Origin of the sequence: Salmonella sp. 32082101201600294FB01SM01 (assembly GCF_017572865.1) — a bacterium.
GTDB lineage: Bacteria > Pseudomonadota > Gammaproteobacteria > Enterobacterales > Enterobacteriaceae > Salmonella > Salmonella enterica.
The window spans coordinates 108,521-130,086 of record NZ_JAGESB010000006.1 but is presented as its reverse complement, the minus strand read 5'-3'; the positions used below and the strand labels follow the sequence as shown (position 1 = coordinate 130,086).

Here is a 21,566-nt window from a genome sequence, read left to right as displayed (position 1 = left end):
TGCTTCTCTCCCGTAGTCCGGATAAGGCGCAAAGCGCCGCTATCCGGCAATAATCGCTTGAGGACATCGGTTTTCGACGTTACTGTTTCCTCTGTTTGCGATCGGCAGGGGATTATCATGTATCACGACGTCAGCCACCTTCTCTCCCGTCTCATCAACGGCCCGCTGCCGCTGCGCCAGATTTATTTTGCCAGCGCCAGCGGCCCAGCGCCGGAACTGGCGTACCAGGTGGATTTTCCGCGGCTGGAGATTGTGCTGGAGGGCGAGCTTACTGACATGAGCATTACCGCCCCGCTCATTCCTTGCGATGTTCTCTACGTTCCGGCTGGCGGCTGGAACATCCCGCAGTGGCAAACGCCCGTCACCACCCTGAGCATTCTGTTTGGCAAACAGCAGTTAGGTTTCAGCGTAGTCCACTGGGATGGTCAGCAGCATCAAAACCTCACGAAACAGCACGTTGCGCGCCGCGGCCCGCGTATAGGCTCGTTCCTGTTACAAACGCTTAATGAGATGCAGATGCAGCCACAAGAGCAGCAAACGGCCAGATTGATTGTCGCCAGCCTACTAAGCCATTGCCGCGATCTGCTCGGCAGCCAAATCCAGACCGCCTCCCGCAGCCGCGCGCTTTTTGAAGCCATTCGGGAGTATATTGATGAACGCTACGCCGCACCGTTGACGCGCGAATCGGTAGCACAGGCGTTTTATATCTCGCCAAATTACCTCTCGCACCTGTTCCAGAAAACGGGGGCCATCGGCTTTAACGAATACCTGAACCATACGCGACTGGAACACGCCAAAACGTTGCTGAAGGGCTATGACCTGAAAGTGAAAGAGGTGGCGCACCGCTGCGGCTTTGTCGACAGTAACTATTTCTGCCGCCTGTTTCGCAAAAATACGGAACGCTCGCCGTCGGAGTATCGCCGCCAGTATCACAGCCAGCTAACGGAGAAATAATCCACACGCCAATAAAGAGAATACAGTAGATAAAACGCACATTTACTGGATTATTGTAATATCAATACAAAAAACTCGCTCCCCTACATGGCATACAACAGCACGTTATACGTTAATCATCACCAACTCGTGAAGTAAATCACACTTTACCAAGAGCATCACATTTGTCCAGTTTTTGGCAGATTTGTCACATAGCGCATCCGGGTCACGCTCCTTTATCCTGTCCATAACGAAAACTCACGAAGAGAAAGACTATGGAACTCTATCTGGATACCGCTAACGTGGCGGAAGTTGAACGTCTGGCGCGCATTTTCCCGATTGCCGGCGTCACCACCAATCCAAGCATTGTGGCAGCCAGCAAAGAACCTATCTGGGATGTACTGCCCAGGCTGCAAAACGCCATCGGCGAAGAAGGCACTTTATTTGCGCAGACCATGAGCCGCGACGCAAAAGGGATGGTGGAAGAAGCCAAACGGCTGAATAACGCCATCCCCGGCATTGTGGTTAAAATTCCGGTGACCGCCGAAGGTCTTGCAGCGATTAAATTGCTGAAAAAAGAAGGCATCGTGACGCTGGGCACCGCCGTCTACAGCGCATCGCAGGGCCTGCTGGCGGCGCTGGCGGGCGCAAAATATGTCGCTCCCTACGTCAACCGCGTTGATGCGCAGGGCGGCGATGGCATTCGTATGGTTCAGGAGCTGCAAACGCTACTGGAACATCACGCTCCCGACAGCATGGTGCTGGCGGCCAGCTTTAAAACACCGCGGCAGGCGCTGGATTGCTTACTGGCAGGTTGCCAGGCGATTACCCTTCCTTTAGATGTAGCGCAACAAATGCTCAATACGCCTGCGGTAGAGTCAGCAATAGAGAAGTTTGAGCAAGACTGGAAAAACGCTTTTGGTAATCTGAACCTGTAGGGGAGAAATGTATGGATCGCATTATTCAGTCACCAGGTAAGTATATTCAGGGTGCAAACGTCATCGCGCGTCTTGGCGATTATTTAAAACCAATGGCGAACAACTGGCTGGTTGTGGGCGATAAATTCGTGCTGGGATTTGCCGAAGAGACGCTGCGCAAAAGCCTGACGGATGCCGGTTTGTCAGTAGAAATCGCCCCGTTTAGCGGCGAATGTTCGCAAAATGAGATCGACAGGCTGCGCGCCGTCGCCGAAAAAAGTCAGTGTGGCGCCGTACTGGGTATCGGCGGCGGTAAAACGCTGGATACCGCCAAAGCGCTGGCGCACTTTATGAACGTCCCGGTCGCTATCGCGCCGACCATCGCCTCTACCGACGCACCGTGCAGCGCGCTCTCGGTTATTTATACGGATGCCGGTGAGTTTGACCGTTATCTGCTGCTGCCGCATAACCCGAATATGGTCATTGTCGATACGCAGATAGTGGCGGGCGCGCCGGCGCGTCTGCTGGCAGCCGGTATCGGCGATGCGCTGGCGACCTGGTTTGAAGCGCGCGCCTGCTCACGCAGCGGCGCCACCACAATGGCGGGCGGTAAGTGTACACAGGCCGCGCTGGCGCTGGCGGAGCTATGCTATAACACGCTGATCGAAGAAGGCGAAAAAGCCATGTTGGCCGCCGAACAGCACGTCGTCACGCCAGCGCTGGAACGCGTCATCGAAGCCAACACCTACCTGAGCGGGGTCGGTTTTGAAAGCGGCGGTCTGGCCGCAGCACACGCGATTCATAACGGTTTAACGGCGATTCCGGATGCGCACCACTATTATCACGGTGAGAAGGTCGCTTTCGGTACGCTGACGCAACTGGTGCTGGAAAACGCGCCGGTCGAAGAGATCGAAACCGTTGCGGCGCTGTGCCATTCCGTTGGTCTGCCGATTACGCTGGCGCAACTGGATATTAAACAGGATATCCCGGCAAAAATGCGCACCGTCGCGGAAGCCTCCTGCGCAGAAGGTGAAACTATTCATAACATGCCTGGCGGCGCAACGCCGGATGAAGTGTACGCCGCGCTGCTGGTCGCCGACCAGTACGGTCAACGCTTCTTGCAGGAATGGGAATAAGGTCTGCTTGCAATGAAAAATCCCCGCAATTGCGCGGGGATTTTTTTGCCCGGTGGGCATATGAGACGGTAGGCCGGATAAGCGTTAGCGTCATCCGGCATAAGATTTACAACAGATCGAAACGGTCCAGGTTCATCACTTTCACCCATGCCGCGACGAAGTCCTTCACAAACTTCTCGTGCGCATCGCTACACGCGTAAACTTCCGCCAGCGCGCGCAGTACGGAGTTGGAACCAAACACCAGATCGGCGCGGGTCGCCGTGTATTTCACCTCGCCAGTCAGACGATCCCGGCCTTCGAACAGCTCATTAGCGTCGTCGGTCGGCTTCCACTCGTAACGCATATCCAGCAGATTAGCGAAGAAGTCTGTACTGAGCACGCCCGGTCTGTCGGTAAAGACACCGTTCTGGCTGCCGTCAAAGTTGGTTCCCAGCACACGCATCCCGCCAACCAGTACCGTCATTTCCGGCGCGGTCAACGTTAACTGCTGCGCTTTATCAATCAACAGCGATTCGGTCGTCGACACATCCAGACGCGCACGATAGTTACGGAATCCATCGGCAATCGGTTCAAGCAGCGAGAACATCTCGATGTCGGTCTGATCCTGACGCGCATCCACCCGGCCCGGTGCAAAAGGTACGCTGATGCTGACACCCGCAGCAGCGGCCGCCTGCTCGATACCGACCACGCCCGCCAGCACAATAATATCGGCCAGCGAAGCTTTATTCGTCGTTTTCTGGATCTCTTCTAATACCGGCAGAACGCGAGCCGCAACGGCGTTGACCTCCCAGTCGCGCTGAGGCGCTAATGCCAGACGCGCGCCGTTAGCGCCGCCACGCTTATCGCCGCCGCGGAAAGTAGACGCGGATGCCCAGGCAACCGAAACCATCTCGCTAATAGAAAGCCCGGATGCAGCGATCGCCGCTTTCAGGTTGATAATGTCTTCCTGCGTTGGCTGATAGAGCGGTTGCGGCAACGGGTCCTGCCAGATCAGATCTTCTTTCGGCACTTCCGGTCCGATGTAACGCGCTTTTGGTCCCATATCTCTGTGCGTCAGTTTGAACCAGGCACGAGCAAAGGCTTCATTAAAGGCCTGCGGATCGTTAAGGAAACGACGGGAAATCTTCTCGAACTCCGGATCAAAACGCAGCGTCAGGTCGGTGACCAGCATGGTTGGCTTACGTTTTTTCGACGGATCGAACGGGTCCGGGATGATGTCCGGCGCGTCTACCGCTTCAAACTGGATAGCGCCAGCCGGACTACGGGTTTGTACCCACTCATATTTGAACAGGTTCTCGAAGAAATAGTTGCTCCACTGGGTCGGCGTCTGCGTCCAGACCACTTCCAGCCCGGAGGTGATAGCATCCGCGCCAACGCCGCTACCATAGCTGCTGGCCCAACCTAAGCCCTGCGCTTCAATCGGCGCGGCTTCCGGATCGGCCCCTACATGGGATGCCGCTGCCGCGCCGTGGGTTTTACCGAGGGTATGCCCGCCAGCGATCAACGCCACGGTCTCTTCGTCGTTCATCCCCATATTGCCAAAGGTAGCGCGAATAGCGGCGGCGGCAGAAAGTGGTTCGCCGCTGTGATCCGGCCCTTCCGGGTTAACGTAGATAAGGCCCATCTCGGTCGCGCCCAGCGGCGCTTTTGCCAGCGCTTCAGGGTGTCGGTGAGTCAACCAAGCTTTTTCATCGCCCCAGTTCACATCCAGATCCGGTTCCCAGACATCTTCACGCCCGGCGCCGAAACCGAAGGTACGGAAGCCGGAGTTTTCCAGCGCCACGTTACCCGCCAGAATAAACAGGTCGGCCCAGGAAATTTTCTGGCCATATTTCTGCTTAATCGGCCACAACAAACGACGCGCCTTATCCAGGCTGACGTTATCCGGCCAGGAGTTAAGCGGCGCAAAACGCTGTTGACCACGACCTGCGCCGCCACGACCATCAATAGAACGGTAGGTGCCAGCGCCATGCCAGGCCATACGAATAAACAAACCGACATAGCTGCCCCAGTCGGCGGGCCACCACGGTTGTGAATCGGTCAGCAGCGCCTTGAGATCCCCTTTCAGGGCGGAGTAGTCTAACTTGCTAAACTCTTTGCGGTAGTCAAAGTCTTCACCCAACGGGTTAGAACGGTTGGAATGTTGATTCAAAAGATCCACACGAAGCTGGTTCGGCCACCAGTCGCGGCTGGCTGTCCCTGCGCCTGCGCTTCGGTCATGCCCCCCCTGATGGAAAGGACATTTTCCAGTGGATAACGTGTTATGGGTATCGTCGGTCGTGCTCATATCTCAGCTCCCTTTTAAAGTGTTACCGTTACGATATACACCAGGAGCAAATAGATATAGTTGAATTAATCCACAGATTCGATAGCTAATACCTTTTATATTTTTAGTTACAGAGATGTAGATCAATATGAGGTGTAATAAAGCTCCCGGCAGGGAGCTGGAGATTATAAACCGGGTCTTACGCCCAGCGTGTGGCAAATGGCATAACTCATTTCCGCACGATTCAACGTGTAGAAGTGGAAATCCTTCACTCCTTCGCGGCTTAAAATTTTCACCATGTCCATCGCAATGTTAGCGCCCACCAGCTTGCGGGTTTCTGCGTCATCATCCAGCCCCTCAAACATCAGTGACATCCAGGACGGAATGCGGACATTGGTCATATCGGCAAATTTTTTCGCCTGTTTAAAATTAGACACCGGTAAAATGCCGGGAATAATTTCTACGTCGATACCGGCGGAAACACAGCGGTCACGAAAACGCAGATAGCTTTCCACATCGAAGAAAAATTGGGTTATCGCGCGGTTAGCGCCAGCATCCACTTTACGCTTCAGATTAAGCAGATCGGCCTGCGCGCTTTTCGCTTCCGGATGTACCTCCGGATAGGCCGCTACTGAAATATCGAAATCGGCCACCTCTTTGAGCAAACCAACCAGATCGGCGGCGTACATCTCCGGCTTACCGCTGCCCGGCGGCAAATCGCCGCGCAAAGCAACAATGTGGCGGATACCGTTATTCCAGTAGTCGCGGGCGATGGTGCGCAGCTCATCGCGCGTGGCGTCAATACAGGTAAGGTGCGGCGCGGCCTCAAGCCCAGTACGCTCTTTAATGCCTTTAATAACGCTATGAGTGCGGTCACGTTCTCCAGAGTTGGCGCCATACGTTACCGAAACAAACTTCGGTTTCAGACTGCTCAGGCGATCGATGGAGTTCCACAGGGTTTGCTCCATTTCACTGGTGCGCGGCGGGAAAAATTCAAACGAAACGTTAATCTGACCCTGTACTTCCGCCAGGCTCTGATTCAGGGCTTCCCGCTGGTTGGCGTGAAAAAAGCTCATACCTTACCTCATCAATCGCATGTTATTATTTGTTGTGTTGTAAACATCTATCCGTTTAGACGTCCAGATGTAAAAATGACGGAAAAGCAGAAGGACGTCAACTGAAAAATCACGCCAAAGAATGAGGAATATTCAGCAAAGTTGAATTTTCTTCATGTCACGCCGCGACACTGAACGCGCCGCGGCAGGGGAAATTACTTCTTCACATCCGCAACGCGCATCCCTTTGAGCTGCTCATCCGTGATGGTGTTGCCCGCCTTAAAGTAATCAACTATCGCATTCGACACATAGTAGCCGCCGGAGGTATTCCGCGCCTGGCCTTCCGTGAACGCCGCAAAACCATCGCCGCCGTCGGCAAGGAAGCTGTTGGTGGCGATGTGATAAACCGCCGCATCGTCAATCGGTTTGCCATTGAGCGTCAGCACGGTAACCCGCTGGCCGAGAGGTTTGCTGCTGTCATACTTCATCTCCAGCCCTTTAGACACCTGCAATACGCCGTTGCTTAATCCGGCGCCATGCTCCATCAGGCTGCGCAATTGTTTACCGGTTAAATCCATCGTGACCAGTTCATTAGGGAACGGGAAGGTACTGATTACCGCCCCCATCGTCACCGCGCCAGCCGGGATTTCGTTGCGGATACCGCCAGAGTTAGTAAGCGCTAACTGGGTGTCTTTCCCCGCCGTAAAAAGCAGCGCATCCGCCGCCAGGTTCCCCAGCGACGACGATTCGCCATACGCGCGGGTCAGCTCAACCGGCGACTGCGCCACCGTCTGCTGCACGACTTTATCGAGCTTTTTGTTCCAGCCGTCGATCACCTGTTTCGTTTGCGGATCGGGCTTCCACTCATCAGCAAAAATGGTCTTCAGCTCGAAGTTCTTCACCGTAAAGTGGTGTGGTTTCTCTTTGTAATCCAGCACCAGTTTACCCACATCAATACCGCCGCTGTCCGTTGAGAGGATCAGCGTATTACCGACTTTAATCGGTTCCGGCGTACCGACATGCGCGTGGCCGGTAATCAAAATATCCAGCCCTTTTACCTGGCTTGCGGTCTGAATATCTTTATCCAGCGCGCGTCGCACATCGGTATTTCCCATGCTGGACTGGCGGGCCGGGGTGCCTTCGTGAATCAGCGCGACGGTCAGATCGACTTTACCTTTAAGTTCATCAATGTAACGTTGCAGCCACTTAATCTCATCGCGTGCCTCAATGCCCACGCGCGTCGCGGCAGAAACCGTATCATTAAAAGCAAAGACACCGTGTAAGCCGATTACGCCAATCTTGACGCCATCTTTTTCAACAATGGTGTACGGCTTATCCCAGAAGGATTTACTGCTGTCCTCATAAAAAATATTGCCCTGCACGATAGGGAATTTCGCCCGGCTAAGTTGCAACAATGTATTGTCCCAGCCATGATCGAACTCATGATTACCGATAGTGGCAGCGTCATACTGCATGGTATTCAAAATATCGATAATCGCTTTACCCTTCGTCAGGCTGCTGATATACGGTCCGGTAAAGTAATCTCCGGCATCAAAAAACCACGTCGCCTTATTTTTGGCTTTTTCCTGCTTCACCAACGTGGTGATATTGGCCCAACCGCCAATATCGCGTTTACCGTCAGCAATCCACGGCACTTTATAAGGCTCCACATGGGCGTGTAGATCGTTGGTGTAAATAATGGTGACATCTTTAGCGCAGGCCCAGAACGGCAGCGTGAACAAAATACCGGCAGCAAGCAGTTTTACTTTCATAAATAAGTCCCTTTCAGTCATATAAAGATTCGCTACGTTACGTTCTGAAAGGTTTTTTTATGTGAGAGTCCTCACATCCGCGTACCGTTTTATGAAGGCAGAATCAACGACCTGCCAAAATCGTTGGTAAAATGTATGCCGCCTCTGTTCACCATTAATGCCTGCAAAAGCGCAGGTTGTCGCAATCTTGGGCTGCCTGACTCGCCGGATTATGTGTGGCCGGACTATCGCCTGGGTTATCCGGCATTGCATTGTCGAGCCTGCGGCAGTTATCCGCCGCTCTTCAACGAGGGGGAATTTCGCCGCTGGGCGTCTGCTTATATCGCGCAATATGCCAAAGAGCATGGTCACTTTTGTCCCGACTGCTATCAAAAAGCATGGATTCGTTATGGACGTAATCCCGGTGGAACGCAGCGACTTCAGTGCCAGTACTGTAAGAAGGTCTGGACGCCAAAACAGCACGCGCTGAATGTCGCCGAAACGCCGGAACAGATTTGCAGTATTCCGCTGCTCGTACCGTTTCAGGGAGCGAATGCCTTCCAACAATTGTACTTTTTATTCAGTTTTGACGCTGTTCGCGGCAATGTTCTTCACCTTTCCAGCAATTTCACGTTACTTTCTGCCGGAAAGAGTTTGCATTACCACTGGAAAGGAATTGCGCCGCCCGAGGGTGAGAATGGCGATATTATTCACCGTATCGCCATTAAAGAACGGCAATTTTTACAGCGCAGCCAGTTCGATGAGATTCAGTATGGCCCGGCGGCGCTTAAACGTAACGCGCAAGGAACAATACTTCGCCCGGTCATTACGGCGCATGGTCATTTTCGGGTGCTGAAAAACCGCTTTCCTGATGTCGCGACACACATCATTGCCCATGAGTGTTTTTTGCGCGGCGCGGTCATTACGGCATGGGCGGAGCGGTTTCGCCAGCGTCTCTCCTCGCTGTGGTTCGTTGAGGAAGAGATAAACGATGACGATTGCCGCGCAGAGTGGCAACTGTTAGGCAAAACATGGCAGGGATGGTGGCAAAATCAGTGGCAACTCTGGGGGCAAGGTCACAACCGCAAAATGGTCTGTTCGTTAACTGGTTCCCACTTAGAACAAGGTGTCGCCGTTAATCTGGCTGCCAGTCGCCGCTTTGTTACCTGGCTATGGCAACAACCTGAATTCCAGCAAAGCGCCCACTATTCCGCCAAACGCGTCACGCAAATTCTGTATTTGCTGACGGAAAAATATAACTCACAATGGAATCACATTTAACCCAATGATGTAATGCCACGCATAAAAAATCACAGAATATCATTCAGGAGGCGCTATAGATTTAATCACCTCACATCCTGCTTTTACACGCTGAAAAAGAATAGAACTATTTGATAAAATGGCCCTTCGTTTTAAGTTAATATCGGCTATAAACGTTGTTCACATAATAAATATTTATTATCAATTTGAATAGTTCTATACATTCTTATTTTCTATGAAAAACAAGGGATAAATATGGAAATTACTTTACCGTCAATGTCAGATAAAAAATGGACCTGCGCCGATCTCCTGAGTAGCTATCGATTCTGGGGGATCACTTTTTTCTTTTTGGTGCTCTCTTTTATCAGTTCGCTGGGATCGTCGTATGGTGTTTATTTTTGGAGTAAATCACTGTCTATTCCAGCCGATCGTATTGGTGTTATTCTCGTTTGCGGCCAACTGGGATACCTCCTGGGTATGGTTGCCAGCTGGTTTGTCTGCCGTATAAAAAATTGTTACCCCTTCTACTTTGTTGCGCTCCTGTTAATCATTAGCGTGGTCTGTTCCTTCTGCGTAAATGGCCCGTCTGACGTAGTCAGGCTTATCATAGCGCAGTTTTTAATTAGTCTGGGTGTGGGGATCGTAACGCTGTTAGTCCCCATGCTGCTTTTCAGCGCTATCGGCAGTACACAGACATTTGTTATTTTATTTAGCCTCTGCTTACTGTTCAAATTTATCATCGCTAGCTGTCTGTCTATATTTATATACTCAATTCCTTATATAGGAATAATCGCGATTACTTTAGCGGTTATCGCATTTTTGCTACTATTACCGCTCAAAAAAGAACTTTTCTATATTGCTCCACCCAAAAGGTTCTCATCAACCCAGCGACCTGAGTGCACAGAACCCGTTGTCGTCGCATTATTGGCCTTTTTCATTCCATTTTATATTATTTATTGGTTCTTCAGAATTCACCGGGAAATGCAATTTGTGGCGCCTTCGCCCCGACTCATGACCGCATGTGGCGCGGGATGGCTGTCAGCAATTATGCCGTTTGGCACAGCCATATTGTGTCTGACGCTTAGCGATGAAATCCGCGCTCTGCTGGCGAATAAAAACGAAGATGGCGGAATACGAACCGGCTGGACACTATTCTAGGCGTTACTGCTGCCACCCGTCGGCGCGGCGATTATCCAGGCAAAAATGAACCGTTTTATTACCGCTAATACCGCGGATACTGCTGACAGAGGATAAACATGGAAGGTTTTGAGTTATTTCCAAAAATTAAAGGCGCGATCAAATGGATGGCCGAGCACAGTGACTCGGTAATTCATTTTGGCTGGAATGTTGTTGCCGCCATCATTCTACTTTTCATCGGTAAGTTAATAGCTCGCTTACTATCGAGGGGGCTGGAAAAATTACTTCTCAGGCGGCAAGTGGATGCCACTATTGTCCACTTTTTCTCCGCGCTGGTTCGCTACATCACGATAGCTTTCACGGCAGTAGCCGCTCTTGGCCGTATCGGTATAGAAACCTCCTCAATTATTGCCGTTATCGGCGCGGCGGGTTTAGCCATTGGCCTGGCGTTGCAAGGGTCACTTTCCAACTTTGCCGCAGGCGTACTGCTTGTCTCCCTGCGCCCTTTCCGCGCCGGGGAAATTGTACAAATTGGCCTGGTTATCGGCACAGTAGAAAAGGTCCATATTTTCTCCACCACTCTGCTCACTGCGGATAGCAAAGAAGTTGTCATCCCGAATGGTAAAATTATTGCTGATAATATCATCAACTATTCACGACACCCCTATCGACGTATTGATCTGATTATTGGCGTGGATTACCAAAGCCGTATTGCTGACGTAAAAAACGTGATACATCGTATTATTGAGCAAGATCATCGCATTGATAAAACCCGCGATATTACGGTCCGCCTGGGCGAACTTGCGCCCTCTAGCCTGAATTTCTATGTTCGCGTATGGGTGCCCAACGCTCAGTACTGGAGTACTTACTACGATCTTCTGGAAAATATCAAGGAAGCAATGGATGAAAATGGCATCAATATTCCTTACCCCCGGATGGATGTCCGGGTTGAGAATGTAAAAAGCATCACGCCATAATGTTTCGTCAGCAATCGGATGGCGCTTCGTATATCAGTATCTACAGAATGACTGCATAACGTATTGAAACGTATTGATGAGGGAGCGAAGCGCAACCCGGCGCTTCGCTCACGAACTTGCCTTTATTACAGCAACTGCGCCAGGCGGTTGATGTCAGACTGAATCGCCCCGGCGGTCACATCGCGACCCGCGCCCGGCCCACGGATCACCAACGGGTTATCGCGATACCAGCGGCTTTCAATAGCAAAGACATTATCGCACGGCAGCAGCGCCGCCAGCGGATGTTCCGGACGCACCGCTTCAACGCCGACGCGCGCTTTGCCATTGGCGTCGAAACGCGCCACATAACGCAACACCAGCCCCAGTTCGCGGGCTGCTTCCAGACGCTGTACCATCTGTTCATTCAGCACGTCGCCGTTTTCGAAAAAGTGATCGATAGACCCTTCTTCACAATGCGCCGGCACCAACGATTCTACACGCACCTGATCCGGCTCGATGTCGTATCCCGCCTCGCGCGCCAGAATCACCAGCTTACGCATGACATCTTTTCCGGAAAGATCGACGCGCGGATCGGGTTCGGTCAGCCCCTGCTGCCAGGCCTGATCCACCAGATCGGTAAACGGCACCGTACCGTCAAATTGCAGGAACAGCCAGGATAGCGTCCCGGAGAAGATCCCGCTGATCGAGAGAATCGTATCGCCGCTGTCAATCAGATCCCGCACCGTGTGGTTGATCGGCAATCCCGCGCCCACGGTGGCGTTATACAGCCAGTAACGCCCGGTTTTTTCAAACGCGTCATGAATCTGGCGATACTTATCGCTGGCGCTTGCGCCCGCCAGTTTATTAGCGCTAATCACATGAAAACCGTGGCTGGCGAAATCAAGGTACTGATCGGCCAGTTGCTCGCTTGCTGTCACATCCAGCACCACTAAATCATCATACGGATGCGCACGCATCCACAGGAATAGCGACTCTTCGTCCTGCTCAACGGCTTCATCATCAAAGAATGCCAGCGCGCGGCTGGCGTCCAGCCCTTCATAATCCAGCAGGCTACGGCGGCTATCTACCACGCCCGCCAGCACAAATTCAAAACCAGTACGCGCGGAAAGCGTGCTTTGCTCACGGGCAAACAGTTCCAGCCAACGGGAGCCGATGTTCCCCTTACCGAACAGCATCAGGCCAATGCGTTTTTCGGCACGGAAAACCGACTGATGCAGCCCCTGAATCAGGCTCTCAGTCGGGCCGGTACGCAGCACCGCCACCAGACTGATGCCCTCCTCCGACTGCCAGGTAAATTCCACTGGCTGACCTTTAAGCTGCTGCCAGAAGCGATGGCAGTGTAGCGGATTGCGAGTGACGCCCGCACCGACCATCGCCACCAGCGCCAGCCCCTGCCGCAGGCGCAATTCCCCCGGCAGCCCGACATCGTCGAGGAGTTTCAGTACGCTATCCGCTACCTCGGCGGTATAGCAGAACTGCAATAGCTGGCGATCGCGATGCACGCCCACCGCCAACGGACGCGCCTGCGCCCGTTTTAAAATGTGGTCGAGCTCTTTATGCGCCAGCCTGAAATCCTGGCTGGCGGGCACCTGAAACTCAATCAGACAGATATCATCGTGACTGGTCACGATACGCGCGCCCGTCCCGGAAGCCAGCACCCGTTCAATTCGGGTTGAACCTTGATCCGGCGTGTAGCTACAGCGCAACTGCAAATCGATATCGCTGCCGGACACTGGCTGTAGCGTGCGGGCGTGCAGAACAGGCGCCGCCAGACGCGCCAGCTCGCTGGCTTCGTCCAAACGCAGCAACGGCAGCAGGCAGGCATCTTTCACTTTGCGCGGGTCGGCACTATAAACGCCCGCGACATCGCTCCAGATGGTCACGCGGGAAACGCCCGCCAGCGCGCCGATTTGCGTGGCGGAATAGTCGGAACCGTTCCGGCCTAACAGGACCGTTTCGCCGTCATGATTGCGGCTGATAAAGCCGGTCACGACCAGACGTTTGCCAGGATGCTGCGCCAGTAGCTGTTGCAATAAAGGATAAGATAGCCCTTCATCAACCTGCGGCTGTGCGGCGCGTTCGGCGCGTAAAAATGCGCGCGCGTCCAGCCAGGCGGCATCCAGCCCCTGCTGATTCAGGACGGCGGACATCAATCTCGCCGACCAAATTTCGCCGTGTCCGACAATCTCGGCATAGACGGCATCCGTTACGCCGCCGTCGAGCAAGGCGGCAAGACGTTCCAGATCGCTGATAAAAGCGCTGGTTAAGTCATCTGCCGCGTCGGCGGGAAGCAGCCCGCTAATCAGATCGCACTGGTAGCGGCGTAACGTCTGTAATACCTGATGCGCAGAAAGGCGATCGGTCTGGCTTAACTTGAGCCAGCTAATCAACTGGTTGGTGGTACTGCCTGCGGCGGACACTACCATCATATCGTCAGGCTGCGAATACTCCGCCATAATGCCTGCGACACGCAGGTAACACTTCACATCCGCCAGACTACTGCCGCCAAATTTATGCAGTTGACGACCTTTCGCCCCTGCCTGCGCAATCACACTCATGTTTACCCCTTGTTTGCAGCCCGGAAGCCATTTTCCAGGTCGGCAATTAAATCTTCGCCATCTTCAATACCGGTGGAGATACGCAGTAGCGTTTCGGAGATCCCGGCGGCGGCACGCGCCTGCGGCGACATACCGGCATGCGTCATGGTGGCGGCGTGAGAGATCAAACTTTCCACTCCCCCTAAAGATTCCGCCAGCGTAAACAGCGACAGCCCGCCCAGAAAACGACGCAGCGTCTCCTCATCCCCATCCAGTTCAAAACTCAACATTGCGCCAAAGCCTTTTTGCTGGCGCGCGGCAATTTCATGCCCCTGATTTTCCGGCAGCGACGGGTGATACAGTTTTTTCACCAACGGCTGGGTTTGCAGATATTTCACAATCGCCTGCGCGTTGCGCTGCGCCAGCTCCATACGCGGCACCAGAGTTCGCAAACCGCGCAGCAGCAGATAGCTATCAAACGCCCCGCCAGTGACGCCAATATTATTCGCCCACCACGCCAGTTCAGTGACCATTTCCGGATCTTTAGCAATCACCACGCCGGCCACGACATCCGAATGACCGTTGAGATATTTCGTGCATGAATGCAACACCAGATCGGCACCCAACGCCAGCGGATTTTGCAGCGCTGGGCTTAAAAACGTGTTATCAACGACGCTCACTGCGCCCGCCTCGCGCGCCAGCCGACAGATTTTCGCAATATCCACCACGCGTAACAATGGATTACTTGGACTTTCTACCAGTACCAGCTTCGGTTTTTCTTCCAGCGCCGCCTGTAAGGCGCGTTCATCGCCCTGATCGACAAACCGCACACGATAACAGCCGCGTGTCGCCAGACTGTCAAACAGACGATAACTGCCGCCATAGCAATCATGCGGCGCGACCAGCAGATCGCCCGGCTTGAGGAAAACGGTGGTGACCAGATGAATCGCCGACATGCCGGTATTCGTCAATACCGCGCCCGCGCCGCCTTCCAGTTCCGCTAATGCACGCTGAACCACATCACGCGTGGGATTACCGCGGCGGGAATAATCATGCGCGCGCGGCTCATTGAAACCGGTAAAGTTATAGGTACTGGAGAGATGGATTGGCGGCACAACGCAGCCGTATTGCTCGTCGTCGTTTAATCCGCTACGCACTGCGATAGTGGCCTGTTTACGCGTCATATGAAGATATTCCTGGCTGAGTCGGTGAAAGTCAGGCCACAGATTAACCACTACCACAATAGACGTCAATACATCTGGACATCTAAACTTCTTTGCGTATAGATTGAGCAAACCGCAAATAGCCGTTAAAATTATATGCATTAGCGCACATCTGCGACCGCTAACTTCGTGTCAGGGCCGCGCCACTACGGTAAACTACGCGCGATTATGGTCCGGGCTCAGGTTCAGACCTCAATATTAATGACGAAGAGGATTAAGTATCTCATGGCTGAATGGAGCGGCGAATATATCAGCCCATACGCTGAGCACGGTAAGAAGAGTGAGCAAGTCAAAAAAATTACGGTTTCCATTCCTCTGAAGGTGTTAAAAATCCTCACCGATGAACGTACGCGTCGTCAGGTGAACAACCTGCGCCACGCCACCAACAGCGAGCTGTTGTGTGAAGCATTTCTGCACGCCTTTACCGGGCAACCCTTGCCGGATGATGCCGATCTGCGAAAAGAGCGCAGCGATGAAATCCCGGAAGCGGCAAAAGAGATCATGCGTGAGATGGGGATTGACCCGGAAACGTGGGAATACTGATAGCAAAGCATGCGGTCAGAACGCCTCTGGCCGCGCTTTTTTAACGATTCCCCCTGTACGCGGCTATCTCCGACATTTTTCTAAATGTTCATCTTCCCGAATAGCCCTCGATAGATAAATTTGTCAGACATGATAAGTTTCTCTTCGTTACTTTCCTGAAAAAAAATTCCCGACATGCCATAACCGATATAATTTTATTATATTTAAACTTCCAATCTTTATTTAAAGTTTCACGTAGCAAAGCGCACATGAATAATAATACACCACCATATATTTACTGAACAAATAGTATAACGATGAGTATTGTTAAAAAGACCATGAATACCTCATATTTGTGACCAGCATCATTATTCCCCTCCGCGGATTGTTTTACTTTTTTAAATGTTTTTTCATCTCCAACAAATAAGGAAGTTAATATACATTCAACTTATCGATAATATCGAATGGGGAAATAAACATGTTATTTACAAGGAAAGTCTTACCTGTATTATGTTGCCTGTGTTTGAGCGGCAGCGTTTTAGCCTCAGGCGTTTTAGACCCAAACAGGCCAATGGTCGCATCAGCAGATGTCATTCCAGTACATGAAGGGCCATTAGGTATGGTCGATGTCGCTCCCTACGGCGGCGTTTTCCCATTAACAGCAATCATTAATAAAGCCAATCATAATGTACAGGACGTGAAGGTTACCGTTTTAGGGAAAGGGGAAAAAGGCATCCCGATCAGTTATGATGTCGGCCCGCAGGCTATAAATACCCATGACGGCATACCTGTATTTGGCTTGTATCCAGATTATGTCAATAAGGTTAAAGTTGACTGGACTGAAGAAGGTAAAAAACAAACATATACGTGGTTCATTTACGCCGCACCGGTATCATTACCCTCTACTACCGGGCAAACTGCCGTTCTTCCTACAGTAGAACCGGTTAAAGTCGATAGCTCGCTTAAAAATCGCTTATATCTTTTTAACCATATAACGGGGATGCCAAGAGCCGGCCACATTATGCATGTCGCAGGCGGCGCGGCGAACTGGGATTATACCGGTATCAACTGGATTAGCGATACGAATGGCGATGTTCGCGGCTATATGAATATTGATAAATTCCGTAACCAGGATGATATAACGCGCTTTGGTTCCATGATGAGCTTCCATCAGGTTAACGATGGCAATCTTATTTTTGGCCAGGGTCAACGTTACTTTAAATATGATTTCTTAGGCCGCGTTATTTCCGATAAACGACTGCCAAAAGGATTTATTGATTTTTCGCACGCCATTACCGAAACGCCGAAAGGCACCTACCTGCTGCGTGTCGCAAAAGAAAATTATCCATTAAATGGTAAATACACCATCAATACTGTGCGTGATCATATTCTTGAAGTTGACCAGAACGGCGATACCGTCGATTGCTGGGATCTGCCAAAAATCCTCGACCCCTATCGTGACGACGTTATTCTGGCGATGGATCAGGGTGCGGTATGTTTGAGCGTCGATGCCGAACATTCCGGTCAGGTCATGACCAAAGAGCAGCTTGCAAAACAACCCTTCGGCGATATCGCGGGCTCCGGCCCGGGCCGCAACTGGGCACATGTTAACTCCGTCAGCTACGATCCTCGCGACGACAGCATTATCATTAGCTCGCGCCACCAGTCTGCCATCATCAAAATTGGCCGCGATAAAAAAGTGAAATGGATACTTTCCGATCCATCCGGCTGGAAAGGCGAACTAGCGAAAAAAGTGCTGAAACCCGTAGACAGCAACGGTAAACCACTAACCTGCGAAGCGCACCACTGCGACGGTGGATTTGACTGGACATGGACACAACATACCGGTTGGTTAGTGCCATCCAAAAGCACCGGAGGTAAAACCGTCGTGACCGCCTTTGATAACGGCGATGCGCGCGGCATGGAACAACCGGCCATGCCATCAATGAAATATTCCCGCGGCGTGGAATATCAAATTGACGAAAAAAATATGACGGTTTCCCAAATGTGGGAATATGGTAAAGAGCGCGGTTTTGACTGGTACAGCGCCATTACTTCCGTCACGGAATATCGCCCGGAAACCAAAACGATGTTCATGTACTCGGCTACAGCGGGAATGAGCGGTACAAAACCGATCGTTTCCGTTCTGGATGAAGTCAAAGACGGTACTCAGGATGTGATGCTGGAGCTAAAAGTACACAGTAACCGTGCCGGTATGCTGGGTTATCGGGCGCTGATTATCGATCCAGAGCAGATGTTTAAAAAATAAAGCGAGATAGTAAAAGTAAAACAGGCGGAAGCCAACTTCCGCCTGAATGGTTAAAACGTATTGTAGTTACGACATCCACCTTATTACCCTCGAAGAGGAATGTAAAAATATCAATGGATTACCAATCCGGTACCGACCCGATAAGCGCTGCGTCATTAGACAAACGCCACAACATACCGCGCCTTTACTGGTGATATGTCATGAAAAATCTCTTTATCGCCTGGTTAAGTTTATTGCTATATGGCTGCACAACCTTTCCACAAGCCGTAAAACCTACGACAGGCGGACATCCCTCCCCGACGGAAATCTATATCGTCAGTCATGGCTGGCACACGGGAATTATTGCGCCGGCCCATGATGTTAATACCGTTCTGCCACAGCTTAAAAAACGGTTCGCTCAGGAGACGCAGTGGTATGAAATCGGCTGGGGAGATAAGGGCTTTTATCAGTCACAAGAAATAACCACCGCGCTTACGCTCCAGGCCATGTTCTGGTCATCCGGCGCGGTTATGCACATCGTCGCCTTTTCCGGTAAACCAGAACGCTATTTCGCCGGTAGCGAGATAAAATCACTGCTCCTGCACACAAACCAGCGTAACAGTCTGATGCGTTATCTGGGCCGCAGCTTTGCGCGTGACGCAGAGGGTAATCTGATTCCGTTAAAACAAGGAGTTTACGGCGATAGCCAGTTTTACGCCGCGAATGGCCGCTACGGCATACTCAATACCTGCAATAAATGGACAGCGAAGGGGCTGGAAAGCGCGGGACTGACTATAAATCCTTCGTTAAAACTCACGGCAGGAAGCGTAATGAAAGCGATTACGGATCACAGAATGTGTCTGAACAAATACTGTTATCCCTAGAAAACAAAAAAAGCGCCCTGCGGCGCTTTTTTTCTGGCGGTAACTTATTTGCTGCCAGGGATGCTGAAGCGCTTGTTGAAGCGCTCAACACGACCACCGGTATCAACAACACGCTGCTTACCAGTGAAGAACGGGTGGCATTTGCCGCACACGTCCAGGTTCAGGTCGTGACCCACGGTAGAGTGGGTTTTGATAACATTACCGCAAGAACAGGTTGCAGTAATTTCTACGTAATTCGGGTGAATACCTTTTTTCATGGGGAACCTCAGTGTAAGGCCGCGTCGCTCTTCCAGCCCTAACGCCAGACACCACGCGAAGTTAATAGTAAAGGGTTTGATGCTCACAACACGCACCAAAGGCGGCGAATCATACAGAATTTGACCACCGTATGCAAACTGATCCGCGCTCCCTTATCGTAATGTGTATACTACCCGACGAAATTTCAAGTCAGGAAGATGCTATGTCCGTCGCGCACGTTGCCTTGCCCGTTCCGCTTCCCCGAACCTTTGATTACCTGCTGCCGGAAGGCGGGGTCGCCAAAGCCGGGTGCCGCGTGCGCGTGCCGTTCGGCAAGCAGCAAGAGCGCGTAGGCATTGTCGTCTCGGTTAGCGACCACAGCGAATTGCCGCTCGATGAATTAAAATCGGTCATTGAAATCCTGGATAACGAGCCAATCTTTTCTCCCTCCATCTGGCGCTTACTCCTCTGGGCGGCGGATTACTACCACCATCCCCTCGGCGACGTTCTGTTTCACGCTCTGCCGGTTTTATTGCGTCAGGGAAAACCAGCCAGCAACGCGCCCCTATGGTATTGGTTCGCCACCGAAGAGGGGCAAGCCGTCGACATCAACAGCCTGAAACGCTCCGCCAAACAACAACAGGCGTTGGCGGCGCTGCGGCAAGGAAAGATCTGGCGCTATCAGGTAGCCGAGCTTGATTTTACTGACGCCACGCTGCAAACGCTGCGGCGTAAGGGGCTTTGTGAGCTTGCCAGTGAAACGCCCGCGTTTACCGACTGGCGGGAGCATTATGCCGTCACAGGAGAGCGCCTGCGGCTGAATACCGAACAGGCGACAGCAGTCGGCGCGATTCACAGCGCGTCGGACGGTTTCTCCGCCTGGTTGCTGGCAGGCGTAACCGGTTCCGGCAAGACCGAAGTGTATCTGAGCGTACTGGAAAACGTCCTCGCCCAGGGCAAACAGGCGCTGGTGATGGTGCCGGAAATCGGCCTGACGCCGCAAACGATCGCCCGTTTTCGCGAACGTTTTAACGCGCCGGTGGAAGTGCTGCATTCCGGGCTAAACGACAGCGAGCGTCTTTCGGCATGGCTGAAAGCGAAAAACGGCGAAGCGGCGATTGTCATCGGCACGCGCTCCTCGCTGTTTACGCCGTTTAAAAATCTTGGCGTGATTGTCATCGACGAAGAGCACGACAGCTCTTATAAACAGCAGGAAGGGTGGCGCTACCATGCCCGCGATTTGGCTGTGTATCGCGCCCATAGCGAACAGATCCCGATTATTCTCGGCTCCGCCACCCCAGCCCTGGAAACGCTATGCAACGTGCGGCAGAAAAAATACCGGATGCTGCGTCTGACGCGGCGCGCAGGCAACGCCCGCCCAGCCCTGCAGCATGTACTGGATTTAAAAGGCCAGCGTCTTCAGGCGGGACTGGCGCCCGCCCTTATCGCCCGTATGCGCCAACATCTCCAGGCCGACAATCAGGTAATTTTATTTCTTAACCGCCGGGGATTCGCGCCCGCGCTGCTTTGCCACGACTGCGGCTGGATTGCGGAGTGCCCGCGTTGCGATCACTACTACACGCTGCACCAGGCGCAGCATCATTTACGCTGTCATCACTGCGACAGCCAGCGTCCGGTACCGCGTCAGTGCCCCTCCTGCGGCTCCACACATATGCTACCGGTTGGGTTAGGGACGGAACAACTGGAGCAGGTGCTGGCGCCCTTCTTCCCCGGCGTGCCGATCTCACGAATCGACCGTGATACCACCAGTCGTAAAGGCGCGCTGGAGCAGCATCTGGCGGAAGTTCACCGCGGCGGAGCGCGCATTCTGATAGGCACACAAATGCTGGCGAAAGGCCATCACTTTCCGGACGTCACGCTGGTAGCGTTGCTGGACGTCGATGGCGCGCTTTTTTCCGCAGATTTTCGTTCGGCGGAACGCTTTGCCCAGCTCTACACTCAGGTTTCCGGCCGCGCCGGGCGCGCGGGCAAACAGGGCGAAGTGGTGCTCCAAACGCACCATCCTGAGCATCCCCTGCTGCAAACGTTACTGTATAAAGGCTATGATGCGTTTGCGGAACAGGCGCTGGCGGAACGGCAAACGCTCCTGCTTCCACCGTGGACCAGCCACGTCATTATTCGCGCAGAGGATCACAACAATCAGCAGGCGCCCGTCTTTCTCCAGCAGTTGCGTAATCTGATTCAGGCCAGCCCGCTATCAGACGATAAGCTGTGGATCTTAGGTCCGGTTCCGGCCCTCGCGCCAAAACGCGGCGGCCGCTATCGCTGGCAAATTTTACTTCAGCATCCTTCACGGATTCGCCTGCAACACATCATCAGCGGCACGCTGGCGTTGATCAATACGCTCCCTGAAGCGCGGAAAGTTAAATGGGTTCTGGACGTCGATCCGATTGAAGGATAGTCCTCACGATGCGAGGCGGATCGTAAAATTAAAGATCCATCACACTTTTTATGAAAATTCT

At 52.6% G+C, this 21,566-nt stretch carries 15 protein-coding genes and 1 pseudogene; 10 read left to right on the top strand and 6 right to left on the bottom strand.

Features of this window, described 5'->3' with window-relative positions; translation table 11 throughout:
• Positions 1-117: 117 nt before the first annotated feature.
• From J4645_RS20660 to J4645_RS20650, 3 genes are all read left to right on the top strand, one after another.
• Positions 118-954, top strand: a complete 837-nt coding sequence (locus tag J4645_RS20660; protein ID WP_000274595.1) for an AraC family transcriptional regulator — start codon at positions 118-120, stop codon at positions 952-954.
• Between the two features lie 254 nt (positions 955-1,208).
• On the top strand, positions 1,209-1,871 hold the full coding sequence (gene fsa / locus J4645_RS20655) for a fructose-6-phosphate aldolase (protein ID WP_000424861.1): 663 nt from the start codon (positions 1,209-1,211) through the stop codon (positions 1,869-1,871).
• 11 nt (positions 1,872-1,882) lie between these two features.
• Positions 1,883-2,986 carry a glycerol dehydrogenase gene (locus J4645_RS20650; RefSeq protein WP_000374038.1) on the top strand — a complete coding sequence of 368 codons (1,104 nt, stop codon included), beginning with the start codon at positions 1,883-1,885 and terminating at the stop codon, positions 2,984-2,986.
• A gap of 106 nt (positions 2,987-3,092) precedes the next feature.
• Here the strand turns inward: J4645_RS20650 and katG are convergent, their stop codons facing one another.
• From katG to J4645_RS20635, 3 genes are all read right to left on the bottom strand, one after another.
• Positions 3,093-5,273, bottom strand: coding sequence for a catalase/peroxidase HPI (katG, locus tag J4645_RS20645; RefSeq protein ID WP_000108114.1), 2,181 nt, complete (start codon positions 5,271-5,273; stop codon positions 3,093-3,095).
• 164 nt (positions 5,274-5,437) lie between these two features.
• Positions 5,438-6,328, bottom strand: coding sequence for a methylenetetrahydrofolate reductase (metF, locus tag J4645_RS20640; protein ID WP_000007507.1), 891 nt, complete (start codon positions 6,326-6,328; stop codon positions 5,438-5,440).
• Positions 6,329-6,522: 194 nt separating this feature from the next.
• Positions 6,523-8,079 (bottom strand): bifunctional UDP-sugar hydrolase/5'-nucleotidase, encoded by a 1,557-nt coding sequence (locus J4645_RS20635; RefSeq protein WP_000865250.1) that lies wholly within the window; start codon positions 8,077-8,079, stop codon positions 6,523-6,525.
• A gap of 135 nt (positions 8,080-8,214) precedes the next feature.
• Between J4645_RS20635 and J4645_RS20630 the strand changes: the two genes are divergently transcribed.
• The 3 genes and pseudogenes from J4645_RS20630 (at position 8,215) to mscS (ending at position 11,432) form a co-directional block, all read left to right on the top strand.
• A complete protein-coding gene (locus J4645_RS20630) occupies positions 8,215-9,339 on the top strand; it encodes a hypothetical protein (RefSeq protein WP_023214544.1) in 1,125 nt (374 codons plus the stop codon).
• 234 nt (positions 9,340-9,573) lie between these two features.
• A pseudogene (locus J4645_RS20625) lies at positions 9,574-10,572 on the top strand (hypothetical protein).
• Positions 10,573-10,574: 2 nt separating this feature from the next.
• Complete coding sequence (gene mscS, locus J4645_RS20620; protein ID WP_000398243.1) at positions 10,575-11,432, top strand: small-conductance mechanosensitive channel MscS; 858 nt, start codon at positions 10,575-10,577, stop codon at positions 11,430-11,432.
• A 125-nt stretch (positions 11,433-11,557) separates the two neighbouring features.
• Here the strand turns inward: mscS and J4645_RS20615 are convergent, their stop codons facing one another.
• Positions 11,558-13,990: a bifunctional aspartate kinase/homoserine dehydrogenase II gene (locus tag J4645_RS20615; RefSeq protein WP_023214542.1), complete on the bottom strand. Its 2,433-nt coding sequence runs from the start codon at positions 13,988-13,990 to the stop codon at positions 11,558-11,560.
• Positions 13,991-13,992: 2 nt separating this feature from the next.
• Positions 13,993-15,153, bottom strand: a complete 1,161-nt coding sequence (gene metB / locus J4645_RS20610; protein WP_000197213.1) for a cystathionine gamma-synthase — start codon at positions 15,151-15,153, stop codon at positions 13,993-13,995.
• Between the two features lie 264 nt (positions 15,154-15,417).
• On the opposite strand from metB, the gene metJ reads away from it, so the two are divergent.
• The 3 genes from metJ (at position 15,418) to J4645_RS20595 (ending at position 18,846) form a co-directional block, all read left to right on the top strand.
• Complete coding sequence (gene metJ / locus J4645_RS20605; RefSeq protein WP_000852811.1) at positions 15,418-15,735, top strand: met regulon transcriptional regulator MetJ; 318 nt, start codon at positions 15,418-15,420, stop codon at positions 15,733-15,735.
• A gap of 457 nt (positions 15,736-16,192) precedes the next feature.
• Positions 16,193-17,983: an aryl-sulfate sulfotransferase gene (locus J4645_RS20600; RefSeq protein ID WP_023214541.1), complete on the top strand. Its 1,791-nt coding sequence runs from the start codon at positions 16,193-16,195 to the stop codon at positions 17,981-17,983.
• Positions 17,984-18,183: 200 nt separating this feature from the next.
• Entirely contained in the window at positions 18,184-18,846 is a 663-nt protein-coding gene (locus J4645_RS20595; protein ID WP_023214540.1) for a TIGR02117 family protein, read from the top strand.
• A gap of 44 nt (positions 18,847-18,890) precedes the next feature.
• Here J4645_RS20595 and rpmE read toward each other — a convergent pair whose 3' ends face one another.
• Positions 18,891-19,103: a 50S ribosomal protein L31 gene (gene rpmE / locus J4645_RS20590; RefSeq protein ID WP_000715284.1), complete on the bottom strand. Its 213-nt coding sequence runs from the start codon at positions 19,101-19,103 to the stop codon at positions 18,891-18,893.
• Between the two features lie 203 nt (positions 19,104-19,306).
• Here rpmE and priA point away from each other — a divergent pair, with 203 nt between their 5' ends.
• Complete coding sequence (gene priA, locus J4645_RS20585; protein WP_023214539.1) at positions 19,307-21,505, top strand: primosomal protein N'; 2,199 nt, start codon at positions 19,307-19,309, stop codon at positions 21,503-21,505.
• Positions 21,506-21,566: the final 61 nt, after the last annotated feature.